The following is a 15015-nucleotide window of genomic DNA, read 5'->3' on the forward strand; positions in this document are numbered from 1 at the left end:
TTAAAAAATTGATAGTTTGTTTTTTGAATACTAAAAGAGAATAGGCCCTAAAGAGCACGTGTTACTTGAATCAAGGCAATGCAAGTAACAACAGGCTCCCGGGCCAATTTACTAACTTAGATAAGCACTTTTTCTAAGGCTGCAGTAAATAATTTCATTTCGTCCATCGTGCCCATACTAACACGACACCAATTCTTATCAAAGAACTCAAATGCACGAACGCCAACTTTCTGTGCCGTCATTTTTTCTAAAAACTCTTTACCATCCATTTCGATGGGGAATATGATAAAACTTGTAGAAGAAGGAACATATTTGAAACCCATTCTGTCTAAGTTTTTATAGACATATTCTCTACATTCTTTATTTAATTTTCTTGATTTGTTTTGAAAGGCTAGATCATCCATGCTGGCAGTAGCTGCATAGATAGAAGGAAAAGAAATCCCCATTCCGCCTCTCGTAATTTTTTGAATGATACCTAATGTTTCCGGCAAAGCAACGGCATATCCTACACGTAAACCTGCCATGCCATGAATCTTTGAGAATGTTCTGGCTATAATTACATTTTTTCCTTCATTAATTAAGGAAACCATGCTTTTTTGTGCACTATCTTCTAAAAAGCCTAAGTAGGCTTCATCTACAAAAATAGGAACCTTATCTGCGACTCTTTTACAGAAATCTACCAATTCGGCATGTTCTGTCATACTTCCTGTAGGGTTGTTGGGATTACAGATATATACCAATTTTGTTTCAGCATCTATTGCAGCCTCCATTGCCGCTAAATCATGCGACCAATCAGATTTTAAAGGAATAGCTTTCCAAGTTGCTCCAGTGGCCTCAGCCACTTTAATAAGTGACATGTAAGACGGGTCTGCCGATACAATGTTTCCTCCATTTTGGAAGAATACCATCGCTGTTTTTTCTAACAGATCAGAGGATCCAGGACCCATCATTATATTTTCTTGCTTTACCCCTTCTTGTAGGGCAATTTTATCCATTAAATCAAACAATTCTGTCCAAGCATATCTGTTTCCTCTGAACGCATTTTCTCCTACGGCTGCAATAGCTTTAGAGGAAGGGCCGTAAGGGTTTTCATTTGCATTTAGTTTTGCAGCAAGCTCCAGGGGTAGTGTTGCGTTAAGGGGCAGAAACTCTTTGAAAAAAGGAGTGTACGGTAAATTGCCTTGAGGATCTAATTTTAAAGGTTCTGATGAAAATGCTCCATAGGATAAATAGGGAGCTGCTACAACTCCTGCTGCTGTGAGAACGCCTCTTTTGAGCCAATCTCTTCTGTTTACTGTTGTTTTCATATTACGTGCTTATTAAGTTAAAAAATTAATTCTGTTCTACGGGCTCAGCATTAGATCCTAAGCCCCCTTCTGCTATAAGAGTACCATCTATGGTGTTTAGGTAAATACTTATGTGAGCATCTAAGGTTAAAATGGAGTCATAAAATGTAGTATCGCTGATAACATAAAATTTGCTATCACTTAATTCTCCCGTATCACCGGAAACGGTTCCAAGATCTTCTAAAGTTGTTATTTCGCTGCCTATAGCTCCTTCTAAAAGTAGGGCAGGGTAGATTTCTGCTGTTTCGGTATTGTAAACAGAAATTTGTACTAAAGTTTGTTCTAGACTGTTTTTCCAGAAAACAACTCGTCCGTATACATTGGTGCCAGAAGGATCTGTAGCATCTATGGTATATGCGATATAGGAAGTGAGTGTCCCGCCTCCATCTGCAGCGGTTGTAATTGCTTCGAGTTTATCAGATTCGCAAGAAGTGATGATTAACAAGAAAAATAGGATACTTATTTGTTTTATATAGGTCTTCATCGTGATATCTTTTTTAATTAATTAGAAAGAAAAGCTTAGTCTGCCAAAATAATAGGAGCCATTAGAGCCTTGTTGGTAGTTAGAATACAAATAGAATCCTCTATTTGCGGCGATAAGAATATCTGGGTAATTATTAAAAATATTATTTCCACCAACTGTTAAACTAATATGTTCAGTTGCTTTATAAGTTATTCCTATATCTGTAATAAATTCGCTAGAAAAAGTTTGATCGTCATAAAGGCCAGCGTCATTCAGTGTATTGTCTAAGGTGGTAACCTCGCCGAAGAAACTACCTCTTAACATGCTAGACCATTTTCCTAGGCTGTAGGTTGCAGAACCAATTAAAGTAGTGTTTGGTGTGCCCGTTTCAAATTGACCAATACTAGATCTATTTACATATTTTCCTTCTACATCTGCATCAGAAAGTACGGTGTTTAGATCAGGAACATTAGAATTTTCAAAAGTGTTTTCTCTGAAAACTCCTGATACCATTAGTCCTAACATGCCATCTCCGATACGGTCATTGTAATTGGCTACAATTTCGATTCCTTTTGTTTTAACGTCACCACCGTTAATTCTAAACGCAGCAAGTCCTGACCCTATAATTGGTTCTAAAACAGGAGCGTCACTAGCATCAAACTCACTGGTTTCAAAAATTCGATCTTTAATATCAATAGCATAGGCATCAACGGTAAGTTCTAGTTTATTGAATAATTTTGTAGTAAAACCAATGCTTAGGTTGGTAGACTTTTCTTCGGTAAGCTTAGGAATACCTAAAGCTTTAGCTGCAGTACTTGTATTTGGATATAAAGTGCCATCAAATGGGTCTAGACCAACGAAAAAGGTATAGGTATGGGAGTAATTTAATTCTTGCAATGAAGGCGCTCTAAAACCAGAACTAAAAGAACCTCTAATAGCAAAATTATCAAAGATGGAATATCTAGTAGCAAATTTCCCTGTAAATACGCCTCCAAAATCGGAATAATTTTCTGTTCTAAATGCAGTACTTACAAACCATTTTTTGGTAACATCTAATTCCATATCTAGATAAGCAGCAGTTACAGAACGGTATGCATCACTTTCATTACCTGGTGCAAAACCTCTAAAACATTGGCAGTTCGGACTGTATACTTTATTAAAAGATTGGCTTACCCCAGCATATTCTAGTATTACGGGGTCTCCATTAACATCAACAATTGGTTCAGAATTAAGATCCTCTAACGGAAATCCATCAGGACCAATTAACGCCTCGTTATCTTCTGTAGCAGTATATATTCCTGCATCACCAGCTTCATAACTTTCTGCTTGCCCTGCCAGAATTTTATAATTTTCTACCCTTAATTCTGTACCAATAGCGATATTGAATCCGGAAAGAATATCATCGTAATATCTTGAAATATCAAAGTTCATTGTATTTTGATAAAAACTGTGTGTACCAAGGTTCATGGCGGTAGGAGATGCAGATTGTAAACTCGCGTTAAAAGTGTTGAACATATCATAGGTCATTTTATTACGCCCATAGGTATTACTAAAATCAAAATCAAAATCACCTAGTTTTCCTTCAATACCACTTGTAAAACCTATGTTTGTTTGGGTGGTTTCTATTTGTGGTCTAAATCCGTTAGGGTATAAATCAAAATTTGCCCTATCTGCTTGAGCAGGTCTTCTAAAAAAGCAACTAAATGCATCTGTGTATTTGTATCCAAAATCTCCGAAAGAGTAGAATTCTGTTTCTCCAGAAATAGGGAGCGCCATGTTGTATGAAATAACACCTAGTCTAGACCCTGCTGATCCTGCATAGGTAGAAAAATCTTTTGAGGTTAATCCACGAGCAGCCATTAAACCTGCATCCGTAGTAAGATCAGAAGCTAATGCTGTATTGCCTGAAGCCTGTGCCGCTATCAATTCAGGATTGGTGATAATTATATTTCCTTGAGTATCGGTTCTTTGGTTGTTTAAGTAAGCTTCACCGTACGGTGTAGCATCACTAATATTAGGTCTAATTGTTTTTTCTGCTTGTCTATAGGTTCCTGTTAAATTTAGATACCCGCCATTTTCAAAGCCTATACCGTAGTTGGTAGATAGTTGGTAATTTAAACCGTCTGCTTCAGTATCAGAAAGTAAAGCCTGACTTTCTTCACTCACATCAGTGTCGCTCAAATCTGGAGCTTTGTTTGGATAACCACCCATAGTTAAGCTACCGCTAAATTTATTGGTTCCTTTTTTTAATACGACATTCATTACTCCTGCAATAGCATCAGATCCGTATTGAGCAGAGGCCCCATCTCTTAAAATTTCTACACGATCAATGGACTCAGGAGCAATAAAACTCATGTCTACAGCATTTGCCGGACTGCCGGTTTGCGATGCCGCCAACAGTGCAGAGGTATGTCTCCTTTTTCCGTTAATTAATACCAACATTTGGTTTGGTGCCAAACCTCTTAATGTAGGAGGGTCAACAGAAGAAGATAAATCTCCCCCTTGAGATTTAAAAGCACTGAAAGAGGGTGCCGATGCTACTAACATTTCGGCCAAACCTAATTGTGGCATATTAATACTTTGTGTAGCAATACTAATGACGTCTACAGGAGAAGCGGTTTCTAGTTTTGTTCTGGCCTGTCCTCTAGAACCAACTACCACCATGCCTGCTAATTGTTGTGCAGATGCATCAAGTTGTACAGATATATAGGTTCTGTTATTTATTTTAATTTCTTTGGAGGCAAAGCCTAGTGAGGAAAATAATAGAATTCCGGTGGGTGGTGCTATGATGCTAAATTCTCCATCGAAATTTGAAATAGCTCCTTTTGAGGTGCCTTTGATTATAACATTAGCTCCGGATAGGGGTTCGCCTAAATCATCAATGATTTTGCCTTTGATGTCAATATCTTGGGCGTTTACTACTAGTAGCGTATTACATAGGAGTAGTGATAGAAAGAATTTCTTCATTTTCAGAGGGTTTTTGGTTATTAACATAATACCCTGAATACGCTCCTTTTTATTCTCGTGATTAAAAGGGGTATAGGAAATAGGTATTATTAAATTCTAAAAAAGAAAAGTTCCGGAAACTTTACTGTGCAATAAAAAGTGTATTTTTTATTAGCTCAATATTAATTATTGTTATTGATAAATAAAAATCAGTAAAAGAGCTAAAACAGTGAATTTAATTTATTGTTTTTGCTAAAAACCAACAAATAATTAATTTTCATGCTTAAATCTATTGATTTTTTAGATTTTCTATTTTTTTTCCCTATAAAATTGATTCATTGATATTCTGGGGTTCATATTCATTTTTAGGATATTAAAAATTTTGAGGTGTCTTGCTTATTGATATGATAATGGATAGTGGTGTTATTTGAATTATAATTATTGTTTTTATATAATCTTTAATTTATTTTCATGTATATATTGATATGTTTGATTTTACTTCAATAATTTTAACACATTTCCTGTGAGTTCGTTTATAGATATAATTATTTTTTAACCCCAAACACACTATTAAAATGAAGGATAAATTAGATACCGTAGATTATACATTATTGAAAATTTTATCTGAATGTGCTCAAATGCCTTTTACAGAGGTGGCCAAGAAAGCAAAAATTTCACCGGGAACTGTTCATATGAGGATTAAGAAAATGAAGGATCTGGAAATTATAAAGGGGGCAACATTGAGTATTGATTATGCTAAAATGGATTGGAATTTAACGATGTTTCTTGGCGTTTTTTTAAAAGAAATAGGACTTTACAAATTGGTGATCGAACAATTGAAGAGAATTCCGGAAGTGGTTCAAGTAAATCATACCACAGGGAAGTATGACATTTTTGTGAAGATGCATGCTAGAGATTCTGAGCACTATAGAAATGTGTACCAAAATGCAATACTTACTATTAGTGGTATTAGTGCTATAGAAACTTTTATATCTATTGAGGAAAATGTGAACCGGCATATTAGCTTCTGCACAGAATAGAGCGTTGCTTTACTAATAGATTTGAGCTGACAATTATCATATTTTTTCATTTCTAACAATAGTAGGTTTGTAGAAAATACAATAGCCATGTGCACTTTAGTTCAGAAATATAACGTTCCCGGTCCTAGATATACAAGTTACCCCACAGTTCCTTATTGGGATATAGCTAATTTCTCAGGTAAAAAATGGGAGTCTACCTTAATTCAGAGTTTTGATGAGAGCAACAGCACCGAAGGCATTAGTTTGTATATACATTTACCTTTTTGTGAAAGTATGTGTACTTTTTGTGGCTGTCATAAACGCATTACTAAACGTCATGAAGTAGAAGTACCATATTTAAAAACAGTTCTTAAGGAGTGGCAATTGTATTGTAATTTATTTTCTGAAAAGCCAAAAGTAAAGGAACTTCATTTGGGAGGAGGCACACCCACCTTTTTCGCTCCAGATAATCTGGAATACCTGATTAAAGGTATTTTTAAAATAGCAGATAAGGCAGATGGGTATGAATTTAGTTTTGAAGGACACCCTAATAATACCACCAAGGAACATTTGCAGGCTTTATATACTGTTGGTTTTAGAAGAGTAAGTTTTGGTGTACAGGATTATAATGAAAAAGTGCAGAAAGCTATACATAGAGTACAACCTTTTGAAAATGTAAAAAAAGTTACGGAAGCTGCTCGAGAAATTGGCTATACCTCTATTGGGCATGACATTATTTTTGGATTGCCGCATCAAACTATAGTAGATGTAGAAGAAACCATTTTGAAAACAAAATCATTAATGCCAGACCGTTTGGCTTTCTATAGCTATGCACATGTGCCATGGTTAAAAGGAAATGGTCAGCGCGGGTATAGTGATGCTGATTTGCCTACGGCAGAAGAAAAACGCATGCAATACGAAACGGGTAAAAAACGCTTAGCGGAGGTAGGCTATGAAGAAATTGGTATGGATCATTTTGCTTTGAAAACAGATAGTCTATATAAAGCAATGATTAGTAGTGAGCTCCATAGAAATTTTATGGGCTATACCGCATCAAAAACGCAACTAATGGTAGGTTTAGGAGCCTCTAGTATTAGTGACAGTTGGTATAGTTTTGCTCAAAATGTTAAAAGCTTGGAAGAATATGAGCACTTAGTAGCGAATGCAATTATTCCTATTTATAGAGGTCATATTTTAACGGATGAAGACACCATAATTAGAAAACATATTCTAAATTTAATGTGCAAATTCGAAACCGTTTTTACAGCAAAAGAGATTCAGGATTTAGAGCTTCGTATCTCCTTTGATAAATTAGCTGAAATGCAAGCAGATGATTTATTACAAATGGATGCCGGTAAAATTACTGTGCTTGAAAAAGGAAGGCCATTTATTAGAAATATCTGTATGGCTTTTGATATGCATTTACAACGAAAAGCGCCTGAGACTAGGCTCTTTTCTATGACCATATAAATTTAACCTCTTAAGTATAAACTATGAAAAATATTATTGTACCAGTAGACTTTTCGATACAATCGGAAAACGCTTTAAAGGCAGCTGTTTCATTAGCTAAGAAACACAATTCTAAAATTTTTGCACTGCATATGTTAGAGTTGAATCAGGCCTATATCACGGGAGCAGAAGGTGCTCATCCTGAGCAAACCGTATTCTTATTAAAATTAGCTGAAAAACGTTTCTCAGATTTTTTAAATAAGCCTTATTTAAAAGATGTTGAGGTAAAGCCAATTATAAAGCATTTTAAAGTATTTAGTGAAGTAAATGAAGTAGCGGAAGCAAATGACGCAGATATGATCATTATGGGTTCTCACGGTACTGATGGTATCATGGAAATCTTTGTAGGATCTAATACCGAAAAGGTTGTTCGTAATTCGGAAGTTCCTGTGCTAGTTGTAAAACATAGATTGGATGATTTTACACCTAAAACGATGGTATTTGCTTGCGATCTAAAAGAAGAAAATATTAATGCTTACCAACGTGCAAAATATATAGCAGATCAGTTTTCTGTAACGCTTCATATTGTATATATCAATACGCCTGGAGATAACTTCTTGAGTACGGAAGATATCACTGCTAAAATAGATAAGTTCTCCAGTCTTGTGGGGCCAGACTTTATTGATGTGAAAATATATAATGATTACACTGTAGAAATGGGTGTGATTAATTATGCAGAATCTCAAGGCATAGATATTATAGGGATACCTACCCACGGTAGAAAAGGGATATCTCACTTCTTCATGGGAAGCATAGGAGAAGATGTTGCAAATCACTCAACAATACCCGTGGTAACATTTAAAATTTAATTAAGTTGATTTGTTTGTCAAACCTAAAAAGGAGCACTTTGCATAGTGCTCCTTTTTTATTTAGGTCTATTTTCAAACATTTTCATGTACAGCATACTGTTCATTTGGCGTGCCCTATTTTTGGCAATAAAAGCAGTGTCTCCTATAAATAATTCATCTATAGTTTCAAACCAAAGATTAAGCCATAACCCAAAATGCTCTGGCGTAACGCCATAGCTCATTTTTTTATCCACCTCATTATGTGCCTTTATTGGGTTACCGTGATACTTTCGTTTTAAAAAGAACTGTGTCTCCCAGAAATCTGTTAAAAGCTCTAAATGGCCTTCCCAATCTGTAATTATGCCATTAAATATGGGTCCAAGTATTTTGTCTATTCTTACTTTTGCGTAAAAACTGCGTACCAATATACTTACATCAGCCCTATTTTCTATTTCTTTCTGTTGCATTTTTTGGTAGATTTTTAAAGTGCGTATTTAGTTGTGGCATTCCATTGTGGAAGATACTACTTCTGTTACTGGCTTTGGTGATACGTAAGGAATGCCTAGGCCCAATCCTCTTAAGATGAATAAAGCACCAATGAGGACTACAAAAACAGGAATTAATTTTTGGATGCGTTGTTTTGCGGTACCTTTTAGTAGCGCACTAAAATAAATGGCTGTGGTCATCAAAGGGATAGTGCCAGCGCCAAATAAAACCATATATAGGGCGCCTTCTAAAGGGCTACCCATGGCAATTGCCCCAAACAGTCCCATATAAACTAATCCGCAAGGAAGAAACCCGTTTAGAAATCCAATAGTAATAAAAGTATCTGCTGTTTTTTTCTTTAGTTCTTTACCCAGACGATTCTTTACTTTTCCAATAATACGATATACGGGTTTAGAAACGTTGTATTTGCTAATGAATTTATGCGGTAACAGCACTATAGTAATCATGAGAATACCGATAACAATAGATAACTTTTGTTGCATGCCAAAGACAAACAAACCTTTGCCTAGCAAACCAAAAACTAATCCTAATGTTCCATAAGCTAATAATCGTCCTATGTGATAGACGAATATTTGCGAGAATTTTTTAAAAGTATTTGTTCGATCAACAGGGAGCATAAAAGCAATGGGTCCGCACATACCAACGCAGTGAAAACTACCCATAAGGCCTAATATGATTGCTGATATAAACATTTAGTAGGTTATTTTTTCTTTGTGAAGATATTCTTCGTTTTGATATTCCCAAGAAATTTTAATGTCCCAGCGACCTTCCAATAAACGTTTGTCAGGTACGAGCAAATGTGAGTCGGATAGACTTATTGGAAAGTCAAAATCCAGGTGTTTATTAGAAGGTCTGTATAGGGACACTGTACCTTTAATTTCTTTATTGTTTAAATTTTCAGGAAAGCTTATTTCTAGGCCTTCAGCAGTTTTCTGTAGGCTTATTTTTTTTGAATTATGGTTTGCGTTTTTAACCGCATCTATTTCTTTCTGATAGCCAATTTCTTCTTGGTAGTATTCTTCAGTAACCAAATCATGATTTGCTTTATCATCCATGTTCATACGAATGACAAAAAATAAGATAAAGCTTATGAAGCAAACAAAAGCAATAACAACACCTGTTCCCCAATTAATTTTCATGATATTTTTTATTTGCGTTAAGTACTCCTTAGTTTTTAGATAGAATTCTGTTTTTACTACCGGTTCTTGATGCTATTTATGTTTGGTTACCGGCATTAAAAACACTCGAACTAATATTTTATTTTTTAAATGGATGCCTTTCTAAAAGTTGGTTTTTAGAATACCACTAATTGCTTTTCCGTCTCAAATTTTTGAAATCACCCTCAACCATTTTACTTATAGCTCCTTGGAGCTAAAAACGCTGTTGTTGTAGTTTCAATCAAATCATCACCACTGTATACTGCAATTTTTATTCTTTCTTTATCACTTTTAATGGCGCTATTATTAATCTCGATAAACAGTGTTCCTTCGGCTAAATTTTGTGCAGGAACGATAAAGTCTTCATGACGCACTAACTTAATAGTACCCTTGTGAGAAATAAGCTCAAAATGAACATCATCAATATCTTTATTGGTTTTGTTTAGTAACTTATAAGTATACACATTGCTAATGATATTTCCTTCCTTGTGTTCATATAGTTGCCCTGGTAACCTTAGAATATTAGCTTCTATGTCGTTTCTTAAAAATAGCATCCCAATTAGAACTCCAGTAAGGATCACTAAAATGGCCGTATATCCTTTTAGTCTAGGAGTAAACTTGAACTTTTCTTTTTTAACAATCTCATCTTCACTAGCATAACGTATTAACCCTTTTGGAAGATTTACCTTTTCCATAATGGTATCACATTCATCAATACAAGCCGTACAGTTTACGCATTCTAATTGCGTACCATTACGAATATCGATCCCGGTAGGGCAAACATTTACACATTGAAAACAATCAATACAATCCCCATTTCCTAAGGCTTCACGATCTTCATTCTTTCGCCATTTTTTACGACCGTTTTCATTTTCACCACGTTTATGATCATAGGCGACTACAATAGATTTATTGTCTAATAACACGCCTTGCATTCTGCCATAAGGGCAAGCAATAATACACACTTGCTCTCTAAACCAAGCAAACACAAAATAGAATACTGCGGTAAATATCAATAAAGATATCATGGTGCTCACATGTTGCCCAGGACCATCCGTTATATATTGTATCAGCCGGTCGCTACCAATTAAATAAGCTAAAAATACATTGGCAATTAAGAACGATATTATAAAAAAGATTATCCATTTTAAAACACGTTTTTTTATTTTCTCAGCGTTCCATTCTTGGCGATCTAATTTAATCTGTGCGCCACGATCTCCATCAATCCAAAATTCAATTCTGCGGAAAACCATTTCTAAAAAAATGGTTTGTGGACACATCCATCCACAAAAAATACGACCAAAGGCAACGGTGAATAAGGCAATAAAGATGACGCCAATAATCATGGAGATTACAAACAGGTGAAAATCTTGCGGCCAAAACGGAAATCCAAAAATATTAAAGCGTCTTTCTAAAACATTAAACATTAAAAATTGATTTCCATTTATTTTCACAAATGGGGAAGCAACTAAAAATGCTAAAAGAAAATAACTTACATATTTACGGTACTGGTAAAATTTACCACTTGGTTTTTTTGGAAAAACCCAAGCTCTCTTACCATCTTCATTAATGGTACCTATAGAATCTCTGAAATTATCACTGTCTTGAGCCATCTTTATTTTATTTAAAGCGTTTAATCAATTGTTTAATTCATTACTACGCTGGTTGAGTCTGTAACTTGCTCTTGTATTTCAGTGGCTGGAGCAGGCGCAGAAGCATTAGGATCAACCCAAATATCACCTTCTGCGGCTTTTGGATTAGCGGGTGTTTTCCCATTTATTTCGGTTAAAACATAACTAGCAACCTGTGCTATTTCTAATGGTTTCAGTGTTTGTTTCCATGCAATCATACCTTTACCGTCTCTACCGCCTTCAGATATGGTATGGAAAACATTTTTAATACCGCCACCTAAAATCCAATTTTGATCGGTTAGGTTAGGGCCAATACCACCGCCACCATCTGCCATATGACAAGCGACACAGTTTGATTCAAATATTTTTTTACCAGCAGAAAGATCAGAAGCTTCCGCTAATAACTCTACAGAATCTTCATCAACTAAATCCTTAGCTGTTTTTTTATATTCCTCTATTTCTAATTTAGCAGTAGCAACTTCTTGCTCATATTCTGTAATCTGTGTGTAATCATTAAAGACATGAAAGCGTAACAGATACACAATTGCGAAGACAATACTTGCATAAAACAGATACACCCACCATGGCGGTAACTTGTTGTCTAGTTCTCTAATGCCATCATAATTATGATCTAATATAATTTCAGTTTCGGCCTCCATTGGTTTGGAGCCTAACATTTTTTTGTACGTTTCTTTACCCCATTTCCATTCCCACTTCTCTGCTTTAGAGACCAAGTAACGTTCTTTTGCTTCTTCTGAAAGCGTTTGAAACATCACATTTTCAATAGAGCTTAAGATAAGCTCTATGGCAATAAGAATAATAAGCACCAATACCATAAAGAATTGGGTAATTGGGTACGCTATTATTGCGGGTTGTTTTCCAGAGTCTATAAAATATTCCATCAATCCGAAGATGAGGAAGAATAGTGCCGGGACTCTTATCCACCAAAGTGATTTATTTTTCATAATACTTAGTTTTATTGGTTGTCTTTTTCTAATGGTAATTCACTCACTTCACTTATGTATTCTTTTGAGGCGGTAAAAACCCACGCAAAAAGCACGACAAAAAAGATGAAGAAGATTAATAATGAGATGATAGGGTAGATAGCTACACCATCAATAGTTTCCATGTAGCCTTTTACGAATTTGAACATGATTTCTTTTAGTTTAGGAGAAAATTAAGAGATAAGTAATTCATATTAATTACCTCTTAATCGTCAATTTTATTATTCTGAGTCAGGGATTAACTCACCTGTTTCTTTTATTTTTATATCGGTACCTAAGCGCTGTAAATAAGCAATAAGGGAAACAATCTCACGGTCTTTCATTTCAATGAATTCTTGACCATTTTCTTGAGCATATTTCTTATCTGCTTCATATGTTTTTGCAAAGTCGGGATCAGCATATAAATTCTTCTCTATTTTACTTGCTTGCTCGTCCATATTCTTATTGGCATTCGCGATTTCATCTTCAGTATAAGGAACCCCTAGGGTGACCATCACTTCCATCTTATCTTGAATATCGCTACGGTCGTGCTTGTCTCTAATTAACCATGAATAAGATGGCATAATGGATCCTGAAGAGGTACTTTGTGGATCATACATATGGTTTAAATGCCAGTTGTCTGAATACTTACCTCCTACACGTAATAAATCTGGACCCGTACGTTTACTTCCCCATAAGAATGGGTGATCATATACAAACTCTCCCGCTTTGGCATATTCTCCATAACGTTCTACCTCACTTCTAAAAGGTCTTACCATTTGTGAGTGACAACCAACGCAGCCTTCTCTGATGTATAAATCACGACCTTCTAACTCTAACGGGGTATATGGTTTTACACTCGTTATTGTTGGGATATTAGATTTTACTAAAATGGTAGGTACAATTTGTACGACACCTCCTATTAAGATAGCTACAGTTGCTAAGATGGTTAATTGTACAGGCTTACGTTCTAACCAGGTATGGAAACCTTCTCCCGCTGTTCTTCTTTTAGATACTTTGGTTAATGCAGCAGCTTCAGCTAATTCATCTTCAACATCAGTACCTGCTTTAATGGTAAGTACCACATTATATATCATAACACATGCACCAATAATATACATGGTACCACCAATGGCACGCATCCAATACATAGGCATAATCTCTGTTACTGTTTCTAAGAAGTTACCGTACACTAGCGTTCCGTTCGGGTTAAACTCTTTCCACATCAAGGCTTGTGTAAACCCAGCTACGTACATTGGTAAGGTGTAAAGTATAATCCCTAAAGTACCAATCCAAAAGTGAAAATTAGCTAGGCCAATAGACGCTAATCTAGTTTTGAACATTTTTGGAACTAACCAATAGATCATACCAAAAGTTAAGAATCCGTTCCATGCTAATGCCCCAACGTGTACGTGCGCAATAATCCAATCACTAAAGTGGGCAATGGCATTCACATTCTTAAGAGAAAGCATTGGGCCTTCAAAGGTTGCCATACCGTACCCGGTAATTGCAACGACCATGAATTTAAGGGTAGGATCTGTTCTAACTTTATCCCAAGCTCCTCTTAGCGTTAATAGACCGTTGATCATACCACCCCAAGATGGTGCCAGAAGCATTATAGAGAATGCTACGCCTAAATTTTGTGCCCATTCTGGTAGTGCTGTATATAATAAATGGTGTGGTCCTGCCCAGATATAAATAAAGATCAAAGACCAGAAGTGAACTATAGATAGCTTGTAAGAATAGACGGGTCTGTTGGCAGCTTTAGGAACAAAGTAATACATTAATCCTAAAAACGGCGTTGTTAAGAAAAATGCTACCGCGTTATGACCGTACCACCACTGTACTAATGCATCTTGTACCCCTGCATAAGCAGAATAACTTTTAAAAGCACTTACAGGTAAAGCCAAACTATTAAAAATATGAAGTACCGCTACAGTTACGAAAGTGGCTAAATAAAACCAGATAGCAACATATAAGTGGCGTTGTCTTCTTTTAATCATGGTTCCAATAAGGTTAGCTCCAAAAGCAACCCAAACTACCGCAATGGCAATATCTATTGGCCATTCTAATTCCGCGTATTCTTTTGAAGAACTATAACCTAATGGTAATGTTATGGCGGCAGCTACAATAATTAATTGCCATCCCCAGAAATTAAAATTACTCAAAAAGTCACTGTACATACGTGCTTTTAGCAAGCGTTGGGTAGAGTAGTAGACCCCAGCAAAAATGGCGTTTCCAACGAATGCGAAAATAACAGCATTGGTATGTAGTGGTCTTAAACGACCAAAACTCAACCATGAAATACCATCAGTTACATTGGGAAAAATAAACATAAAGGCCAAAAGTAGCCCTACTGACATACCTACAATTCCCCAGAACATGGTTGCGTAGAGGAATTTTTTAACGACTTTGTTGTCGTAATAAAACTGCTGTAATTCCATAATTAATTGTTTAAACTTTTATTTAGTTGGATCGATTCTTTAGTTTCTTTGGGTGTTTTTTTAACTAGTTCGTCTTCAAAAAGCATACGTACCGATGGGGTATAGGAATCGTCATATTGACCACTCTTTACCGAGACGATAAACGCGATAAAAAAGACAATAGCTACCAAGATGCTAATTGCTAATAAAATGTAAATGACACTCATACCTACCTGAATTCGG

Annotated in this window: 14 protein-coding genes; 3 read left to right on the forward strand and 11 right to left on the reverse strand. The window is 35.7% G+C overall.

Features of this window, described 5'->3' with window-relative positions; all coding sequences use genetic code 11:
• Positions 1 to 116 precede the first annotated feature (116 nt).
• Genes M666_RS07095 through M666_RS07105 form a run of 3 tightly spaced genes read right to left on the reverse strand, consistent with a single transcriptional unit; the run spans position 117 to position 4776 of the window.
• Positions 117 to 1307, reverse strand: coding sequence for a pyridoxal phosphate-dependent aminotransferase (locus tag M666_RS07095; RefSeq protein ID WP_029447206.1), 1191 nt, complete (start codon positions 1305 to 1307; stop codon positions 117 to 119).
• A gap of 25 nt (positions 1308 to 1332) precedes the next feature.
• Positions 1333 to 1830, reverse strand: coding sequence for a hypothetical protein (locus M666_RS07100; RefSeq protein WP_029447205.1), 498 nt, complete (start codon positions 1828 to 1830; stop codon positions 1333 to 1335).
• Between the two features lie 21 nt (positions 1831 to 1851).
• The gene (locus M666_RS07105) at positions 1852 to 4776 is read right to left on the reverse strand and encodes a TonB-dependent receptor (protein WP_226989958.1); all 2925 of its coding nucleotides are present in this window, start codon (positions 4774 to 4776) and stop codon (positions 1852 to 1854) included.
• Positions 4777 to 5330: 554 nt separating this feature from the next.
• On the opposite strand from M666_RS07105, the gene M666_RS07110 reads away from it, so the two are divergent.
• The 3 genes from M666_RS07110 to M666_RS07120 all read left to right on the forward strand — a co-directional run bounded on the left by M666_RS07110 (position 5331) and on the right by M666_RS07120 (position 8092).
• Positions 5331 to 5795 carry an Lrp/AsnC family transcriptional regulator gene (locus M666_RS07110; RefSeq protein ID WP_029665109.1) on the forward strand — a complete coding sequence of 155 codons (465 nt, stop codon included), beginning with the start codon at positions 5331 to 5333 and terminating at the stop codon, positions 5793 to 5795.
• An 87-nt stretch (positions 5796 to 5882) separates the two neighbouring features.
• Complete coding sequence (hemN, locus tag M666_RS07115) at positions 5883 to 7244, forward strand: oxygen-independent coproporphyrinogen III oxidase (RefSeq protein ID WP_029447203.1); 1362 nt, start codon at positions 5883 to 5885, stop codon at positions 7242 to 7244.
• A 23-nt stretch (positions 7245 to 7267) separates the two neighbouring features.
• Entirely contained in the window at positions 7268 to 8092 is an 825-nt protein-coding gene (locus M666_RS07120; RefSeq protein WP_024481964.1) for a universal stress protein, read from the forward strand.
• A 56-nt stretch (positions 8093 to 8148) separates the two neighbouring features.
• On the opposite strand, the gene M666_RS07125 is transcribed toward M666_RS07120, so the two are convergent.
• From M666_RS07125 to ccoS, 8 genes are all read right to left on the reverse strand, one after another.
• Complete coding sequence (locus M666_RS07125) at positions 8149 to 8538, reverse strand: group III truncated hemoglobin (protein ID WP_029447202.1); 390 nt, start codon at positions 8536 to 8538, stop codon at positions 8149 to 8151.
• A gap of 27 nt (positions 8539 to 8565) precedes the next feature.
• Positions 8566 to 9270: a sulfite exporter TauE/SafE family protein gene (locus tag M666_RS07130; protein ID WP_029447201.1), complete on the reverse strand. Its 705-nt coding sequence runs from the start codon at positions 9268 to 9270 to the stop codon at positions 8566 to 8568.
• Positions 9271 to 9717, reverse strand: a complete 447-nt coding sequence (locus tag M666_RS07135; RefSeq protein ID WP_024481961.1) for a FixH family protein — start codon at positions 9715 to 9717, stop codon at positions 9271 to 9273.
• A gap of 212 nt (positions 9718 to 9929) precedes the next feature.
• Positions 9930 to 11348, reverse strand: coding sequence for a cytochrome c oxidase accessory protein CcoG (gene ccoG / locus M666_RS07140; RefSeq protein WP_029447200.1), 1419 nt, complete (start codon positions 11346 to 11348; stop codon positions 9930 to 9932).
• A 32-nt stretch (positions 11349 to 11380) separates the two neighbouring features.
• On the reverse strand, positions 11381 to 12331 hold the full coding sequence (locus tag M666_RS07145; RefSeq protein WP_029447199.1) for a cbb3-type cytochrome c oxidase N-terminal domain-containing protein: 951 nt from the start codon (positions 12329 to 12331) through the stop codon (positions 11381 to 11383).
• 11 nt (positions 12332 to 12342) lie between these two features.
• Entirely contained in the window at positions 12343 to 12519 is a 177-nt protein-coding gene (locus M666_RS07150; protein ID WP_029665108.1) for a cytochrome c oxidase subunit IV, read from the reverse strand.
• A gap of 72 nt (positions 12520 to 12591) precedes the next feature.
• Positions 12592 to 14793, reverse strand: a complete 2202-nt coding sequence (ccoN, locus tag M666_RS07155; RefSeq protein WP_025616008.1) for a cytochrome-c oxidase, cbb3-type subunit I — start codon at positions 14791 to 14793, stop codon at positions 12592 to 12594.
• Positions 14794 to 14795: 2 nt separating this feature from the next.
• Positions 14796 to 14999 carry a cbb3-type cytochrome oxidase assembly protein CcoS gene (ccoS, locus tag M666_RS07160; protein WP_029447198.1) on the reverse strand — a complete coding sequence of 68 codons (204 nt, stop codon included), beginning with the start codon at positions 14997 to 14999 and terminating at the stop codon, positions 14796 to 14798.
• Positions 15000 to 15015 lie beyond the last annotated feature (16 nt).

It is taken from the genome of Cellulophaga baltica 18, assembly GCF_000468615.2.
Lineage (GTDB): Bacteria > Bacteroidota > Bacteroidia > Flavobacteriales > Flavobacteriaceae > Cellulophaga > Cellulophaga baltica.